General features: G+C 51.6%; 14 protein-coding genes. 4 read left to right on the top strand and 10 right to left on the bottom strand.

Annotation, left to right across the window (positions count from 1 at the left end; translation table 11 throughout):
• Positions 1–20 precede the first annotated feature (20 nt).
• Positions 21–842, top strand: coding sequence for a serine O-acetyltransferase (cysE, locus tag SK38_RS21285; RefSeq protein ID WP_003024160.1), 822 nt, complete (start codon positions 21–23; stop codon positions 840–842).
• Positions 843–929: 87 nt separating this feature from the next.
• On the opposite strand, the gene trmL is transcribed toward cysE, so the two are convergent.
• The 7 genes from trmL to SK38_RS21250 all read right to left on the bottom strand — a co-directional run bounded on the left by trmL (position 930) and on the right by SK38_RS21250 (position 11,192).
• Complete coding sequence (trmL, locus tag SK38_RS21280; RefSeq protein ID WP_048237006.1) at positions 930–1,403, bottom strand: tRNA (uridine(34)/cytosine(34)/5-carboxymethylaminomethyluridine(34)-2'-O)-methyltransferase TrmL; 474 nt, start codon at positions 1,401–1,403, stop codon at positions 930–932.
• Positions 1,404–1,443: 40 nt separating this feature from the next.
• The gene (gene lldD, locus SK38_RS21275; protein WP_048237005.1) at positions 1,444–2,634 is read right to left on the bottom strand and encodes an FMN-dependent L-lactate dehydrogenase LldD; all 1,191 of its coding nucleotides are present in this window, start codon (positions 2,632–2,634) and stop codon (positions 1,444–1,446) included.
• On the bottom strand, positions 2,631–3,407 hold the full coding sequence (lldR, locus tag SK38_RS21270) for a transcriptional regulator LldR (protein ID WP_048237004.1): 777 nt from the start codon (positions 3,405–3,407) through the stop codon (positions 2,631–2,633). The genes lldD and lldR overlap by 4 nt, the downstream gene beginning before the upstream one ends.
• Positions 3,404–5,059, bottom strand: coding sequence for an L-lactate permease (gene lldP / locus SK38_RS21265; protein ID WP_003827332.1), 1,656 nt, complete (start codon positions 5,057–5,059; stop codon positions 3,404–3,406). Before lldP ends, lldR begins: the two co-directional genes overlap by 4 nt.
• Positions 5,060–5,354: 295 nt before the next feature.
• Entirely contained in the window at positions 5,355–9,656 is a 4,302-nt protein-coding gene (gene sadA / locus SK38_RS21260; RefSeq protein WP_048237003.1) for a trimeric autotransporter adhesin SadA, read from the bottom strand.
• 43 nt (positions 9,657–9,699) lie between these two features.
• Positions 9,700–10,341, bottom strand: coding sequence for a SadB/YajI family lipoprotein (locus SK38_RS21255; protein WP_048237002.1), 642 nt, complete (start codon positions 10,339–10,341; stop codon positions 9,700–9,702).
• Positions 10,342–10,829: 488 nt separating this feature from the next.
• The gene (locus SK38_RS21250) at positions 10,830–11,192 is read right to left on the bottom strand and encodes a YibL family ribosome-associated protein (protein ID WP_048237001.1); all 363 of its coding nucleotides are present in this window, start codon (positions 11,190–11,192) and stop codon (positions 10,830–10,832) included.
• A 292-nt stretch (positions 11,193–11,484) separates the two neighbouring features.
• Between SK38_RS21250 and SK38_RS21245 the strand changes: the two genes are divergently transcribed.
• A complete protein-coding gene (locus SK38_RS21245) occupies positions 11,485–11,691 on the top strand; it encodes a hypothetical protein (RefSeq protein WP_032945348.1) in 207 nt (68 codons plus the stop codon).
• Between the two features lie 12 nt (positions 11,692–11,703).
• On the opposite strand, the gene mtlR is transcribed toward SK38_RS21245, so the two are convergent.
• From mtlR to mtlA, 3 genes are all read right to left on the bottom strand, one after another.
• Entirely contained in the window at positions 11,704–12,291 is a 588-nt protein-coding gene (gene mtlR / locus SK38_RS21240) for a mannitol operon repressor MtlR (protein ID WP_003024179.1), read from the bottom strand.
• A complete protein-coding gene (gene mtlD, locus SK38_RS21235) occupies positions 12,291–13,439 on the bottom strand; it encodes a mannitol-1-phosphate 5-dehydrogenase (protein ID WP_020996057.1) in 1,149 nt (382 codons plus the stop codon). Before mtlD ends, mtlR begins: the two co-directional genes overlap by 1 nt.
• A gap of 138 nt (positions 13,440–13,577) precedes the next feature.
• Positions 13,578–15,491 carry a PTS mannitol transporter subunit IICBA gene (mtlA, locus tag SK38_RS21230; protein ID WP_008786455.1) on the bottom strand — a complete coding sequence of 638 codons (1,914 nt, stop codon included), beginning with the start codon at positions 15,489–15,491 and terminating at the stop codon, positions 13,578–13,580.
• Between the two features lie 531 nt (positions 15,492–16,022).
• Here mtlA and SK38_RS21225 point away from each other — a divergent pair.
• The gene (locus SK38_RS21225; protein ID WP_003827338.1) at positions 16,023–16,385 is read left to right on the top strand and encodes a DUF3302 domain-containing protein; all 363 of its coding nucleotides are present in this window, start codon (positions 16,023–16,025) and stop codon (positions 16,383–16,385) included.
• 2 nt (positions 16,386–16,387) lie between these two features.
• On the top strand, positions 16,388–17,524 hold the full coding sequence (locus tag SK38_RS21220; RefSeq protein WP_003827339.1) for an HlyD family secretion protein: 1,137 nt from the start codon (positions 16,388–16,390) through the stop codon (positions 17,522–17,524).
• Positions 17,525–17,556: the final 32 nt, after the last annotated feature.

Raw genomic sequence — 17,556 nt, 5'->3', positions numbered from 1 at the left:
GCTACCTTCTGGAGTACGCAATGCCGTGTGAAGAACTGGATATCGTCTGGAAAAACATTAAAGCGGAAGCCCGGGCACTGGCGGAATGTGAGCCAATGCTGGCCAGTTTTTACCACGCAACGCTGCTCAAGCATGAAAATCTCGGCAGTGCGCTAAGCTATATGCTGGCGAATAAACTCGCTTCTCCAATCATGCCCGCCATTGCGATTCGCGAAGTCGTAGAAGAGGCCTACGCGGCCGATCCTGAAATGATTGCCTCAGCGGCCTGCGATATTCAGGCAGTACGCACGCGTGACCCGGCTGTCGATAAATATTCCACTCCACTGCTGTATCTGAAGGGCTTTCATGCGCTTCAGGCCTACCGTATCGGTCACTGGCTGTGGCATCAGGGGCGTCAGGCGCTGGCGATCTTCCTGCAAAATCAGGTTTCCGTTACCTTCCAGGTAGACATTCATCCGGCGGCAAAAATTGGCCGTGGGATTATGCTCGATCACGCCACCGGCATTGTGGTCGGTGAAACCGCGGTGATTGAAAACGACGTCTCTATTCTGCAATCCGTCACGCTGGGCGGGACCGGTAAAGCCGGCGGTGACCGCCACCCGAAAATTCGTGAAGGCGTGATGATCGGCGCGGGAGCAAAAATTCTCGGCAACATTGAAGTCGGACGCGGCGCGAAGATTGGCGCAGGTTCGGTCGTGCTACAGCCCGTACCGCCGCATACCACCGCCGCAGGCGTACCGGCGCGCATCGTCGGTAAGCCAGACAGCGATAAGCCGTCTATGGATATGGATCAGCATTTCAACGGGATTCATCATACTTTCGAATACGGCGATGGAATCTGATTTCCGAGCTATGCCCGGCGGCACAGTGCTTACCGGGCCTACAAACCTCGTAGGTCGGATAAGGCGTCAGCCGCCATCCGACAAAAATCAACTACGCAATATCGCGCCGGGATAACCTAACTGGCGCCAGGCCTCATACACCACCACCGACACCGCATTCGACAGGTTCATGCTGCGACTGTCCGGCATCATCGGAATACGAATTTTTTGTTCGGCAGGCAGCGCGTCGAGGATGCTGGCTGGCAGACCGCGAGTTTCCGGGCCAAACATCAGATAATCCCCATCCTGATAGCTTACCGCGCTATGCGCTGGAGTACCTTTGGTGGTCAGGGCAAACAGACGTTGCGGATTTTCTGCGGCGACGAAGGCGGCGTAATCAGGGTGGCGTAGCACAGCGGTAAATTCATGGTAATCCAGCCCCGCGCGACGCAGGCGCTTGTCGTCCCAGGTAAAGCCCATTGGCTCAATAATATGCAGACGAAAGCCGGTGTTGGCGCAAAGACGGATAATATTGCCGGTATTTGGCGGGATTTCTGGTTCGAATAAAACGATGTTTAGCATGCTGCCCCCTTAAGTACGGGGCAGCATAGCAAATTAACGTTTACGCCGCATTTCCACGTTTGGGCTGCATCGGGTAGTCAGCCACCTGTTTGCCCAGTTCCTGTACCAGCGAATCACGGCTGATTTCGCTAATCGATTTCGCCCCGGTCAGGGTCATTGCCACCTTCATCTCTTTCTCGATCAGATTCAGCAGATTCGCCACCCCGGCCTGACCGTGGGTGGCCAGCGCGTACAGATAAGCACGTCCCAGCAGAACACTATCCGCGCCCAGCGCAATCATACGTACGACGTCCAGACCGTTGCGGATCCCACTGTCTGCCAGAATGGTGATATCGCCTTTTACCGCATCGGCAATAGCGGGTAACGCGCGAGCTGAAGACAGCACGCCGTCTAACTGGCGACCACCGTGGTTAGAGACAACGATGCCGTCCGCACCAAAGCGTACGGCGTCTCGGGCATCTTCGGGATCGAGGATCCCTTTGATCACCATCGGACCATCCCAAAATTCGCGGATCCACTCGAGGTCTTTCCAGGAAATCGACGGATCGAAATTATTCGCCAGCCAGCCGATGTAATCCTCAAGACCGGTAGGTTTACCAAGATAAGTCGAGATATTGCCTAAATCATGTGGGCGACCGTTCAGGCCAACGTCCCATGCCCACTGTGGATGGGTGACTGCCTGCCAGTAGCGGCGTAGTGCGGCATTTGGGCCGCTCATCCCGGAATGGACGTCACGGTAGCGTGCACCCGGTGTTGGCATATCGACGGTAAAGACCAGCGTGGAGCAACCTGCCGCTTTGGCGCGCTCCAGCGCGTTGCGCATAAAGCCACGATCGCGCAGAACATATAGCTGAAACCACATCGGACGTTTGATGGTTGGGGCGACTTCTTCAATCGGACATACGGATACCGTGGAAAGCGTAAATGGAATGCCTTTGGCATCAGCGGCGGCGGCGGCCTGAACTTCGCCCCGGCGCGCGTACATGCCGCACAGACCGACAGGTGCAAGGGCCACCGGCATGGAGAGCGTTTCGTTGAACAGCTTTGTCTCCAGGCTCAGGTCGGACATATTCTTCAGCACGCGCTGGCGAAGTGCCACTTCAGACAGGTCTGCCACGTTACGGCGCAGAGTGTGCTCTGCATACGCCCCACCGTCTATATAGTGGAACAAGAAGGGGGGTAGGATGCGCTGGGCTGCGGCGCGATAGTCGCTGGCTGCTGAAATAATCATGTGTTGTTCTCCCTGCTATTCTCACCAGGGTCACCGGGCAGGCGGGTGATACGCGCCTGGCGGGCCTGATCTTCATCAAATCGTTTAATCGTGGTGTGGACAAAACTGAGGTGCGCCATCATTGCTTTACGCGCTCCGTCGGCATCTCCGGCAACAATCGCATCCAGGACGGCCTGATGCTGCGCCGTCAGTTGCGAAAATATGGGCGGCACAAGGTACATTCGCTGGCGGCTCTGTTTCACCGAAGACTGCAATACGTCGAAGAAACCGCGCATGGTCTGTAACAGCACCACGTTGTGCGAGGCTTCCGCAATGGCGAGATGAAAGCGAACGTCTGCCTGCGAGGCGAGATCTGGATCTTCGCTTTGTGTGGCCTCGAAACAGAGTCTGATCTTCTCTTTGTCGGCAGCAGTGGCACGCATAGCTGCATGCCAGGCGGTGCTGGCTTCGATGGCGTGGCGGGCTTCCAGAATATCGAAACTGTAATCAGGGTCGTCTGCCAGTAGAGTTTTCAGCGGCTGAACGATGTTTTGTTCAGACCATGCCTCATGCTGCCAGCGGATAAACGTCCCGCCGCCACGACGGCTAATCAACACGCCTTCGCTCACCAGTTTCGCCAGCGCCTCGCGCAGCGAGTTGCGCGATACGCCGAGCTGTACGGCCAGTTGGCGCTCAGCGGGCAACTTCATGCCCGCCTCCAGCTGTTGTTCTTCAATCAGCGCCCGCACACGAGATGCGACTTCGTCTGACAGGCGTCTGGGCATCACTATCATGGAATCATCCAGGTTAAGACATAGGCCTGCAGCGTGGTAATCACACCCACCATGCAGGTGAAAATCAGACTGTGCTTCACGGTAAAGCGGAACAGATCAGACTCTTTCCCCACTAATCCCACTGCCGCACAGGCGATAGCGATAGATTGTGGAGAGATCATCTTGCCGGTCACGCCGCCGGTGGTATTTGCGGCCACCATCAGCACATCCGAAACGCCGATTTGCTGAGCGGCCGTGGCCTGCAGGGCGGCGAACAATGCGTTTGATGAGGTGTCGGACCCGGTCAGGAATACCCCCAGCCAGCCAAGGAACGGCGAGAAGAAGGTAAATGCGCTGCCGGTATGTGCCAGGGCCAGTGCCAGGGTGGATGAAAGCCCGGAGTAGTTAGAGATAAACGCGAACGCCAGCACCATCCCGATGGAGTAGATAGGCAGCGCCAGATCTTTCAACGTGCTGCCAAAGGTCTGCAGCGCAGCAGATGGCTTCATCTTCAGCCAGACGATAGACAGCAGGGCGGCAAACAGTATTGCGGTACCGGTCGCGGAGAACCAGTCAAATTTGTACACCGCCGCGTAGGCCGTGGCTTCATGTACGACCGGTGGCATACGGGCAACCAGCTTGTCGAGGAACGGAACCGGAATATTGACCACCCAGTGGTACATCGCGCCGCCTGGCGCAAACAGCGCTTTAAACGGCGGTATGCTCCACAGTGTGACGGTAGCGGTCAGGAACAGGAACGGTGACCAGGCGCGTACCACCTGCCCAGCGGTGTAGCGGGTGCGCGACAGATCCATATCGACCTGCGAAGCGCCCATATCGCCAAAACGGAAGATACGTACCGGCTGCCAGCGTTTCAGGAACAGCGTCAGACACACCAGTGAGACCAGAGAAGAGATGATGTCCGGCAGTTCCGGCCCGATAAAGTTAGAGCTGAGGTACTGTGCGATAGCAAACGAGCCGCCAGCGACCATCACCGCAGGCCAGGTTTCTTTGACACCACGCCAGCCATCCATAATCGCCATAATCCAGAACAGCACGATAATGGTCAGGAACGGCAGCTGACGACCTACCATCTGGCCAATCTCGAAGCTGTCCAGTCCGGTAACCTGACCGGCGACCAGAATCGGAATGCCCATTGCGCCAAAAGCGACCGGCGCGGTATTTACGATCAGGCACAAACCTGCCGCATACAGCGGGTTAAAGCCAAGACCAACCAGCAGTGCGGCGGTAATCGCTACCGGAGCGCCAAAGCCTGCCGCTCCTTCGAGGAATGCCCCAAAGGAGAAACCAACAATCAGCATTTGCAGACGCTGGTCTGGGGTAATCGAGAGTATTGATGAGCGGATGATGTCGAACTGCCCGGTCTTCACCGAGATTTTATAGACGAATACCGCGGCGATAATGATCCAGGCAATTGGCCACAGGCCGTAGAAGAAACCGTACACTACGGATGCCAGTGCGTGATCGACCGGCATTTTGTAGAACAGCAGGGCGACCGACAAAGCGATCACCACCGTCCATGACGCCGCAACATAGCCTTTCAGCTTGAGCTTAATCAGGGCGAAGAAAAAGAACAGGATAGGGAGCGATGCGATCAGGCTGGAAAGCCAGATATTACCGGCCGGGTCGTAGTTCTGTTGCCAGAGATTCATTGCAGGTCTCCTGGGGGCCGCTGACATAATGGAATGAGTCTTTGCTCAAATCTTCGTCACATTATGTGTAAAAGTGGCCCTGCCAATATTGTTGTGTAGGGGTAATGACAATGAATGGTTAATCAAATGTTATTTATTGGCAACGGTATTGTATTCACATTTTAATGAAATGTGAGGTGTTGGTATGATCTGGCTAAAATTGGTAGGGCCAATTGAGGGGTGAGGGCAACAAAGAGAAGTGAAAAGGCAATGGCATGATGCCATTGCCTTTGATGTCGGGAGTATTGTTACTTCATTACCACTGGAAGCCAGCACCAATGGCTGCAGAGTAATCGCCCTGGCTGTTGCTGGTTCCTTGCAATTTATACACCCAGCCCCCGCTTTCACTTACCATGGAGACACCAATGGCGACGGCACTTTCACCATTAAACGTACCCCCAGCAATCGAGGTCATGTTGGCTCCCGGTGCGTAAGCTTGTGGAAGACCAGCCATGGCCATTGCTGAGGCAATACCGCCGCTCATCTTGTTTTCTACTCCTTTGATTTTACTGTTCATTTCACCCATTTTTTGATCGGTATAGGTGTTTGCTTCTTCTACGCTGCGTTTCAATTGCGCATAGTTCACCGCATCCGTATCGTTCACCGCCGCTGAAACATTGCCGATCCGAGTGGTACCGCCACTCCCGTCTCCCAGGTTGAGCACACTGTAGTTAACCGAGCCATCGGTATTGGTTTCGTAACGAACGGAACCTGCTTCTGAGGCTTTCAGTTGCGCCACATTAACCGCGTCAGTGTTGTTCACCCCTGCGGCAACATTGGTAATACGACGTTGTTGAGTCGAGGAACCGACAGACACCGTATTCGCTTCATCTGCGACTGAATTTGTACCTAACGCCACGCTGTTTTCAGCAGCCGCAATAGATCCGGAACCTATCGCGACGCTGTCCGTACCTTGGGCATTTGCATCTACGCCATCGGTGTTGGTCTTGAAGTACTTGGTGCTACCGGTAGTGACAATATCGCCGACAGAGTTTTCGATATTGGTGACGCGGGTATCAAGACTACTCACCTGCGTGTTCAGGTTATTGATGCTTTCGGTATTTGCGGCAACATGGCTGTCGGTGACTTTCAGTTGACTAACGTTTACGGCATCGGTGTCTGCCGAACCCGCCGCGACGTTAGTGATCTGACGTTGACCGTCTTCACTGCCGACAGAGAACTCACCGACAGAGTTCTGCGGTGCGTCCATGTTGTAGGCGGTGTAGTCAGTCTGTGCGCCGCGAGTGGTCTGAGAACCATTACCCATTGCAATACTGTTTGCATGGTTGGCGCGTGCGTTAGAACCGATAGCAATACCGTTGATGGCATCAGCCATCACCAGTGTATTCAGACCAATACCAATACCTGCATCAGCATTGACGATGGTTTTAGCGCCGACGGCAATCGCGTTTTCACCCACAGCCAGGGAATCTCCCTCATCCGAGTTGGCATGGAAGTATTGTGTCGGCGTCGTGGAAACGGCGGCGATAGCATTTTGTAACTGACGAACTGTTACTGCATCTTGCGCTTCAGAGCCGTCCGCAACGTTGGTAATTTGACGATAGCTTTCTCCATCCGTCCCCAATGACAACGCGCCCAGCAACTCTCTGTCTGTTGTATCGTAACCAATGACGACGCCATCGCTTGTTACACTCGTTGCTTGTATACCGGTTGTAATAGCGCGGTTAGAGCTGGAGCCACTGCCCAAGGCGATGCTGCCCTCAATGCTGCTGCTGCTGTTCTCTCCAAGAGCCAGGCTCGAAGCACCGGATGCGACGGCGTTGTAACCCACTGCTGTTGCGCCGTCACCCGTTGCGTATGCATCCTGGCCTTCAAGCCCGCTATCATTCGTGCGGATGTATTTCACGCCGGTACCATTTTCCGTGATATAGGTTTCGCTGGTATCGCCGGTTATTTGGCTAATAGATTCGTTGTACTGAGAAATCAGCATGTTAGTTTCATAGAGCTGAGAGCCATTAACGGCGTCAGTACTGTCACTGGCGATTTCACCTGCTGCTACATTGGTTATCTTATTGGTACCGCTGGTACCGTGGCTGGCGCTGAACGCACCCTCTTCGTCATCCCAGCTCAGTGCATCGGTACCAAGGTTGGTGATGGACGTATTGATATCCGCGATAGCAGAGGTGTTTTGATCTACCTTCTGGTTGGTTTCATACAACTGTGAGCCGTTTACCGCGTCGGTACTGTCCTCAGAAAGCACCCCGGCGGCGACATTGGTTATTTTACTGGTACTTCCACCGTGGTTTGCGCTGAAAGCTCCGATGTCTTCGTCCCATAACAGAGCGTTATCAGTGAGGCCGGTAATGGACGTATTAATGTTGGAGACAGAAGTATTCAGGTTCTCAATCGCGGTGCTGTTCTGAGTGATGTTGGTGGTATTGGCGGCGATATCGGTCGTGTTCTGATCCACTTTTTCATTGGTTTCGAACAACTGCGAGCCGTTAACCGCGTCGGTACTGCTCTCAGAAAGGTCCCCGGCAGCAACGTTGGTGATTTTGTTTGCCGTACTACTTCCGTGGCTGGCAGAGAACGAACTCGTTGTTTCATCCCAGCTCAGTGCATCAGTGCTAAAGTTGGTGATCGTCGTATTGATATCTGCAATATCTGATGTGTTTTGATCCACCTTCTGGTTGGTTTCATACAGCTGTGAGCCGTTCACCGCGTCTGTACTGTCTTCAGAAAGGTCGCCGGCGGCGACATTAATGATTTTGCTGGCGCTTCCCGCGTGCTTAGCGTTGAAAGCGCCAGAGGCTGCATCCCACAACAGGGCATCATCGGTGAGCGTGGTAACTGAGTCGCTCAGGTTGTTGATATTGGTAGTGTTGGTGGCGATATCAGTGGTGTTCTGAGACACATTTTCGTTGGTGGCAAACAACTGGGAGCCGTTAACGGCATCGGTACTGTCCGCGGCCAGGGTGCCTGCCGCCAGATTGGTGATCTTGCTGGCGCTTCCCGAGTGGTTAGCGCTGAATGCACCAGAGTTAGCATCCCACAGCAGGGCATCATCGGCGAGCGTGGTAACAGAATCGCTCAGGTTATTGATATTGGTGGTGTTGGTGGCGATATCGGTTGTGTTCTGGTTAATGCTGTCGGTATTGGTAGTGATATCAGCAGTGTTCTGATCCACTTTCTCATTTGTATCAAACAACTGGGAGCCGTTAACGGCATCGGTGCTGTCCGCCGCCAGGGTGCCTGCCGCCAGATTGGTGATCTTGCTGGCGCTTCCCGAGTGGTTAGCGCTGAATGCACCAGAGTCAGCATCCCACAGCAGGGCATCATCGGTGAGCGTGGTAACAGAGTCGCTCAGGTTATTGATATTGGTGGTATTGGTGGCGATATCAGTGGTGTTCTGGTTAATGCTGTCGGTATTGGCGGTAATATCGGCAGTGTTTTGGTTGATGCTGTCGGTATTGGTGGTGATATCAGCAGTATTCTGATCCACTTTCTCATTTGTATCAAACAACTGGGAGCCGTTAACGGCATCGGTGCTGTCCGCGGCCAGGGTGCCTGCCGCCAGATTGGTGATTTTGCTGTCGCTTCCACTGTGGTTAGCGCTGAATGCGCTTGCGCTGTCATCCCACAACAACGCGTCATCGGCTAACCCTGCGACAGAGGCCTCTGTATTCGTGATAGAAGTGTTAAGTGCGCTTAACGCACTGCCTACGTTATTGTAGATGCCTGTGCCTACCTCGTAGAGGGGCGCATTTACTGTACCATCAGAATTAACGGAAGCTCCTCCGCCGAGTCGGTCGGCGACGGATTGACTTAAAGAATAAATTTGCGCACCTGTGACTGCATCTGTACTGCTGGAATTGATGTCGCCTTTAGCAACGTAGGTGATCTGCCGCTGCGTGGTGCTGTTACCCACGGCGACGGAATTGTCTTCCTGGGCGGTAGAGCCTGCGCCAAGAGCAACTGAGTTGGTGCCTATCGCTTTTGCGCCATTACCAAATGCAGTGCTGTCGTCGCCGCTCGCAGTGGATTGATTGCCTAATGCAACGGATGTAGCTCCGCTCGCAGTGGCTTTATTACCTAATGCAACCGATTTTTCACCGCTCGAATTGGCATTAACACCCATTGCCATTGAATAACTTCCCGCGGCTGAAGATGAGGCACCCATCGCAATGGCACGGTTGCCGGTTGAGCTTGCTTTTACGCCGAGCGCTAGGGAAGAGTCACCGGATGAATCACTGTATGAACCAATAGCGGTACTCCATTTCCCCATCGCGGAGGCGTGATAACCCATTGCGGCGCTTGCGCCATCAACGTTGGTGTAAGTATTGGCTGTGGCATCGGTACCAATTGCAATCCACCCTGTTCCTCCTGTCTGGGTACCCGTTGGAGTAACGCCGTCGCCAGTATCTTTACCTGCATTGGCCAATACATCCGCAGAAACCATAATACTGCTAAGACCGATGAGTGCGGAAACCGCCAGCTTTCTACGGCCGCTTTTTTTCCCGCGGCTTTTTGCGGTTTCGCTGGTGACAATAAATGTTCCCGTAGCGGCATTCCAGAGGACTTTAAATATTCTGTTCATGGATAAATGCTTTCCTTTTCTAAAATAGTTGTATCAATAGCTATTATTTTTTGGGCTTCTTTTTTGTATCGTTAATAGGTTGTGTGCTTTCGAAAATAACATTCTTCATGTTAATGCCTATTTTTAGATACTTAAGATTATTGGGCGATACGCCTTTTAATGTCAGCGTGACATTGGTCCATGCTCCCGGTAAGAGTTCGATTGTCGAATCCATTTGCGTGTTGAGCAGGAGTTGTCGCCAGCGAGGTAGATCTTTTGCCTCGGAAGGTTTTTTCGTACCCCACGTCATATTAAACGCCAGGTTTGATACGGGAACGCTGAGTAAGTTAACCAAATCAAGATGAATAACACTTCCATCATCTATTGGCTCAATAGATAAAATACGCCCGGCTAATCCAATATTGCCGTTGTTAATAATAAAATAGTGCGTTTGTGATGGGTCCAGTTCTGTGTAGTCGAATAGTCGTTGTTTACGTTCAATGCGGCCAACGACTTCGGCGACCTTTTGGGTCGCCTGGATAAGCGTAGTTTGTTGTTTTTCTAAAAGGTCTATCTTTGCTTCTTGTTCTTTTTGCTGTTTTTTTAGTTCTTCGACAAGGTGTTTATCTGCAAAGTAATCACAACCAGATAACAAGAATGTGAATCCCAAAACAATCAGGGGAATAAATTTTCCATTTTTGTGCATATAAAATATCCTTATTAATTACTAATGTAGTATAAATAGTTAACCTATTATTTATACAGCTAACTCATCATCCTGCGAGTATTATCAATAACCCGTTAATGCATGGTTATAATGAACACATTCATTGCTTTTATAGGATTGAGCCAGTGCTCGATAATTTTTATCAATTACCCATGGCAATGCCTTATAAAAATATAATCATAATATTTATGTATGGGGAATTATTTTATAGATGATAATGTTATTTAATTTTGTGGGTCAATTATATTCTGCGGGTCATGAGAAAAGTGGAAGAAAAAATTCATTGTATAAATACAAATGGACATGGTGGAGTAATTTATTTTCATGAAAAGCAGGGAGGGCCGTTAAAAATGAACTTGTATATAAGCGGTGTAAATATTTATGGGGAAAAATTCGGAATATAGCCCGATGCTCTCAAGACACCCGCTGTACGACGGGTGTCTTGAGAGCCTGTGATACGAGAGTGTTTAGAACTCGTTCTTCGCAAAGCCAGTCATCTCTTTCAGGCCCATTTCACGGCCAAGCTCGGTCATCGGGTGGACGACGATCAGGCCGCGCACGCTTTTCTTCAGTTTGCCCATGTCAGCCTGCTCTTTTTTGGTGATGGCCCGACGGAACGGAAGTTTTGTCAGCTTTTGCGCTTCTTTGCTCAGCTTCTGGCTGTGAACTTCACGCAGGCGTGCGATCTCGGCTTCCAGAGTTTCTTTCTCTTTTTCCAGCTCCGCGTATTTGTCGGCGGCTTCAACCAGGGACAGGTCTGCCTGCTGGTGGCGAATAGCGTCCAGACGATCGCTCAGGCGTTTAATTTCGTTTTTTTCGACTTCTTTCATAGGATAGCTTCTGATAAAAATAGGATGAATGCCCTATAGTATGCGCGCAGAGCGGGATTATTCACAACTGCTCGAAGATAAATAATCAAATACCGTAAGTATTAATTAGCTAATGATAATGTTACCGCATTGATTAACAAGGAATTTTAAGCGATAAGATCGGCCGTGGTGCTTTTTATTGGCGTGTTCGTGGTGAAGCACGTTTTCCTCAATATAAACACCCAACTGATCCTAAACTTAAATGATCAACCGCACAGGCTGAGCGCGGTTAATACATGGAGGAGGGAAGATTATGGCGAAAATAGGTGAGAACGTTTCAATCCTGATTGATAAAACTGTCGATTTTATGGCTTCAAGCCAGGCTTTTCGCGAATATTTGAATAAAACACCGCCGCGCAACGTTGTCCCTTCAGAAATACCGCAGGAAAACGCGCAGCTGTATCTGCAACGTCTGGCGTACTATCGGCAGCTGTATCGACCGCAGCAGGAAGAGAAATAAGCAAGCATCGTCTTATTTTTGAAAGGCTTTTTTTAAGCTGATTTTAGAAATCAGCTCGGTCAGGGAAAGGACCATGGTGGATCGTACCATCTGCTGGTAACGCTGGATCTGCATGGCATGCAAACCAGAGTCTGAGGTATCAAACTGGGGTGGCGGCGGGAGTGCCGTCACGCAGTGAAGTTCACCAAACGGTCCAAGAATTTCGTCGTCGGTGAATGCGTATTCGTTGCCGTCGTGATTCAGCTCCTCCCGCAGCGCCATCAGCAGCTCCGCATCTTCGTACTCCGGGCGACTGAGTACGCCCAGGCCGTAGATTAACTTCAGACGAACGGAAAGATCGCCCAACGGACCATCGCCGTCGAGCAGCGGTTCTACGGCGTATTTCACCGCATAGTCGTCTTTGCGAAATACCTGAAGCACAAGGATATTCACCGCCTCGGTGAGCAGTTCTACGGCGGTGATGAGGAAGCTGCGTACGGTTTTGCCAGCATTCAGACGCTCAAGCACACGATTTTCAAAGGCCTGCGTTTGTTCCATTATTGCCTGCATATCTGACAATCTATTATTCAGGCGCAGGATATCCTGCGCCAGGTCCTGCATCATTTCTTTGCGTTATACGCGTTAACAGCCTCAAGCACGACATCACTATTGGCATCCAGCCCGGAAACTTGCGCCAGCGCGGCCTGTGGACCTTTTTCGTCAATCAGCGCGGCCAGTTCCTGTGCCTGCGGATCTTCTTCGCTGCGATAGTGCATCGCTGCCGCAATACCGGTAACCAGATTCGCATGCGGCAAACCATATTCCAGCGTACCCAGCAGTGGTTTAATCAGGCGGTCGCCTGCGCTCAGCTTACGCAGCGGCTGACGACCCACGCGCTCAACGTCATCTTTCAGATACGGGTTTTCAAAACGACCGAGGATTTTCTGAATGTATGCCGCATGTTTTGCTGCATCAAAGCCATAGCGTTTGATCAGTACCGCGCCGCTCTCTTCCATCGCACCTTTTACCACTGCGCGGATTTTCTCGTCGAGAATCGCGTCACGGATGGTCTGATGACCGGTCAATTTTCCGAGGTACGCGGTTATAGCATGCCCGGTGTTCAGCGTGAAGAGTTTACGTTCGACAAATGCCATCAGGTTATCAGTTAATTCCATTCCTGGGATATTTGGCAGTTCACCTTTGAACTGTGTTTTGTCGACAATCCACTCACTGAAGGTTTCGACGGTAACTTCCAGCGGATCGTTGGTTGCTGAAGCTGAAGGCGGAACAATGCGGTCCACGGCAGAATCGACAAAGCCAACATGTTCTTCAACCCAGGCTTTATCTTCATCTGCTAACGCGTTCATTACATGGCCTTTCAACTGGGTCGTTCCGCGCACCATGTTTTCACAAGCGATAATATTTAGTGGAGTAGCGATGCCCTGCGCCTTGCGTTTAACCAGTCCTTTGGCGATGGCTGGAGCGATACGCTCAAGTACAACCGGACCGACGGCGGTAGTGACTAAATCTACGTGGGCAATCAGTTCAACAACATCATCGCCGATGCTGCTTACAGCGTTGACGCCGGAGACGGTATCAACCTGCTCATTTTCACCCACGACATGAACCTGATAGCTATGACGGGCATTCAGGGCATCGAGCACGACCTGATTTACATCCGCGAACGTCAGCTGTATCCCCGCGTCCGCCAGCAGTTTGCCGATAAAGCCACGACCGATATTACCTGCGCCAAAATGTAATGCTTTCATAGTATTAACCTTCATTAATGTTTTTACCCAAGAGGGCTGGGGTGAGGGACTGCATTGATTTCCCCTCAACCTAACCCTCTCCACAAGGGAGAGGATTTTGTAGGCCCGGTAAGCGTGATCGCCACCGGGCAATAACGCTTACTTACGACCTGCCAGCAGTTCCAGAACTTCATCCACGCTGGTGGTATGGGCCAGACGTTCGATCACGGATTCATCATCCAGAGCGTTGGTCAGGCTGGTAATCACCTGGATGTGCTCGTTGTTACGCGCTGCGATACCAATAACCAGACGGGCAATATCGTCTTCTTCTTCACCGAAGCGAACGCCTTCCGGGTACTGGCAGAACACCACACCGGTTTTCAGCACGCGGTCTTTGGCTTCAACCGTACCGTGCGGTACTGCGATGGACTCACCCAGGTAAGTCGGGGTCAGTTTTTCGCGGTCCAGCATCGCCTCGACGTATTCTGGCTCAACGTAACCGCCTTTCACCAGTTGCTCACCAGCAAAGCGAATCGCTTCTTCTTTGTTAGCCGCTTTACGGCCAAGGAAGATGTTCTCCGCACCCAGTTTGAACAGGTGGGTATCACCCTCTTCAAAGCTGTCTTTCAGGTGGTCGCGAACTTTCTCCTCGTTCACGTTGTGGCGCTGCGCAGCGACCAGACGTTCGGTCAGGTTGGAGTACAGACCGCTGTCGAGGAAGTTGGTCAGCGAAATGTGCTGTGCCTGAGGCACCTGGCGCATCGCGCGTTCGGTCAGGTCACGGTGGGTAATGACCAGATCCACATCCGGCGGCAGATTGTTAATCGCGCTGTTAGTGACGGAAATCTGAGACAGCCCTGCATCCTGCACTTTCTTACGTAGTACGCCCGCACCCATGGCGCTGGAACCCATACCGGCATCGCAGGCAACGATGATTTTACGCACATGGCTCAAATCGTTGGTTACATCGCCAGCCGCCAGCGGAGATGCGCCTTTGGATTCCGCTTTCATGTCGTGCATACGACGGGTTGCGGCATCAATGTCATCATCTTCTTTCACTTTGCTGGTTTTCAGCAGAATGGCTGAGACCACAAAGGAGACTGCCATAGCCGCACAGATAGCAGCGATGTTAGCGAAGTAAGCTCCCTTAGGTGTCATTGCCAGCACGGCCAGGATAGAACCCGGAGACGCCGGAGAAACCAGACCGCCGTTCAGGATAGTCAGGGTAAATACGCCAGTCATACCGCCGAGAATAACGGCCAGGATCAGGCGCGGGTTCATCAGCACGTACGGGAAGTAAATTTCGTGGATACCACCCAGGAAGTGGATGATAGCCGCGCCGCCTGCAGACTGCTTAGCGCTGCCGCGACCGAAGAACATGTACGCCAGCAGCACGCCCATACCCGGACCTGGGTTAGCTTCAATCAGGAAGAAGATGGATTTGCCCATCTCATGGGACTGCTGAATACCCAGCGGTGAGAAAATACCGTGGTTAATGGCGTTGTTGAGGAACAGGATTTTCGCCGGTTCAACGAAAATCGATGCCAGCGGCAGCATGTCATGGACAACCATGAAGTTAACGCCTGCCGCCAGAATTTTGGACAGTGCTTCAACCAATGGACCAATGCCAAGGAATGCCAGAATGGCGAGGATCATACCGATGATGCCAGCGGAGAAGTTATTCACCAGCATCTCAAAACCGGATTTGATCTTACCGTCTACCCAGTTGTCGAAGTGTTTGATCGCCCAGCCGCCCAGTGGACCTGCAATCATCGCGCCGAGGAACATTGGCATGTCCGCACCGACGATAACGCCCATGGTGGTGATTGCACCAACTACGCCGCCACGCTCGCCGCCAACCAGTTTACCACCGGTATAACCGATCAGTAGCGGCAGCAGATAGGTGATCATCGGGCCGACCAGCTTCGCCAGCGTTTCGTTCGGCAACCACCCTGTCGGAATGAATAATGCGGTGATAATACCCCACGCGATAAACGCGCCGATATTTGGCATCACCATGTTGCTGAGGAATCGACCAAAGCTTTGCACCTTGATCTTAATATCGGATGACATAAAAACACCCCTTCTTATGTTTGCTATCACGCAGGCTGAAAGCCCGAGGTTTGTTAATGTAGCGGCAGGAGGTAGCCGGACCCTGTAGATACTGCGAAATCTGGCACTGAATCGTTCAACTGTCCAGTCGACGGCCTTTTATGTGACGTTCGTCACGTAAATATAGGGTGTATGGCGTTAGTTAATGTGATTTTAATCACAAAATACCCGTACAAAAAAACATCGTAGTGCAATAATTAGCTGAAAATGAGGATTAAATGTGAAGTGGTTCACATTTTTGCTTTCCTTGTTTGTTGGATTTTTGTGATGTGAATCGCAAAGTATTTTCATCTGAAATTTATCAGATGTGATCTGCGGCAGGTTCTACCCCCGACATTTTTTATTGCAAAACAAAGCAATTTCTCACCAGAAAAAATATTTATTTTGTGGTATGGCAAAAACCCTTAACTCCAGTTATGTTCAAAACATCAGCCAGGGTGCATACGGCTGCCGGCATAAAAAAACTCTAATTAGCGTGAATTCGAGGCAGGTATGTTTCTAAATTATTTCGCGTTGGGCGTGCTGATTTTCGTATTTCTGGTTCTGTTTTATGGAATCATCGCCATCCACGATATCCCCTATAACATGGCTAAGAAGCGCAACCATCCCCATGCCGATGCCATCCATACTGCAGGATGGGTGAGCTTGTTCACTCTTCATGTTATTTGGCCGTTCCTGTGGATCTGGGCCACGCTCTACCAGCCTGAAAAGGGATGGGGAATGCAGTCACACATCACACCGACCGGAAAGGAGTCAGACCCTGAGATTGCCGCGCTGGCAGCGCGAATCACCCAGTTGGAAAAAAGACTGGATGGGGAGAAAAAAACCGATAACTCCACCTTTCCGGAGATTTAATCATGGATTTGTTGATAGTCCTGACCTATGTGGCCTTTGCCTGGGCCATCTTTAAAATATTCCGTATTCCGGTAAACCAATGGACGCTTGCTACCGCTGCATTAGGTGGGGTGTTCATTGTTGCGGGATTGATTTTATTAATGAACTATAACCACCCATATACCTTTACGGCGCAAAAAGCGGTTATTTCAATTCCGGTCACTCCGCAAGTCACAGGAATTGTTAGTGAGGTAACGGATAAAAATAATCAGCTAATTAAAAAAGGCGATGTGCTGTTTAAGCTCGATCCGGTACGGTATCAGGCGCGTGTCGACAGGCTGCAGGCTGATCTGGTTACCGCTACGCACAACATCGACAACCTGAAAGCACAGTTGTCGGAAGCGGTCGCCAATACCACCCGTGTATCTGCTGAACGTGACCGTCTGTATAAAGATTATCAACGCTATTTGAAAGGCAGTCAGGCGAAGGTTAATCCGTTCTCTGAAAGCGATATCGATAACGCCCGGCAAAACTATCTGGCACAGGATGCGCTGGTCAAAGGCTCTGTTGCAGAACAGACGCAGATACAGAGCCAATTAGACAGTATGGTCAACGGTGAGCAATCTCAGGTTGCGTCCCTACGTGCCCAGCTTGCCGAGGCTAAATACAATCTTGAACAGACGGTAGTTCGTGCCCCCAGCAACGGTTATGCCACGCAGATTTTAATTCGTCCGGGGACTTACGCAGCAGCATTACCTTTGCGTCCGGTAATGGTGTTTATTCCTGAGCAAAAACGGCAAATCGTGGCGCAATTCCGCCAGAACTCGCTGCTGCGCCTTAAACCGGGCGATGAAGCGGAAGTGGTGTTTAATGCGCTGCCTGGCCAGGTTTTCACCGGCAAGCTGACCAGTATTCTTCCGGTCGTTCCGGGCGGTTCTTATCAGGCGCAGGGCGCATTACAGTCCTTAACGGTGGTGCCGGGTACCGATGGCGTGCTGGCCACTATTGAGCTGGATCCGAATGCCGATGTGGATGCGCTGCCGGACGGTATCTATGCTCAGGTTGCAGTCTATTCCGACCATTTCGCCCACGTGTCGGTAATGCGTAAAGTACTGCTGCGCATGACCAGTTGGATGCATTACCTTTATTTGGATCATTGAGACTGCCATCACCTGCCATTTTCAGTGACCTG

It is taken from the genome of Citrobacter sp. MGH110 (assembly GCF_001037515.1).
In the GTDB taxonomy this organism is placed as follows: Bacteria; Pseudomonadota; Gammaproteobacteria; order Enterobacterales; family Enterobacteriaceae; genus Citrobacter; species Citrobacter portucalensis.
This window is presented reverse-complemented; position numbering and strand designations above follow the sequence as displayed.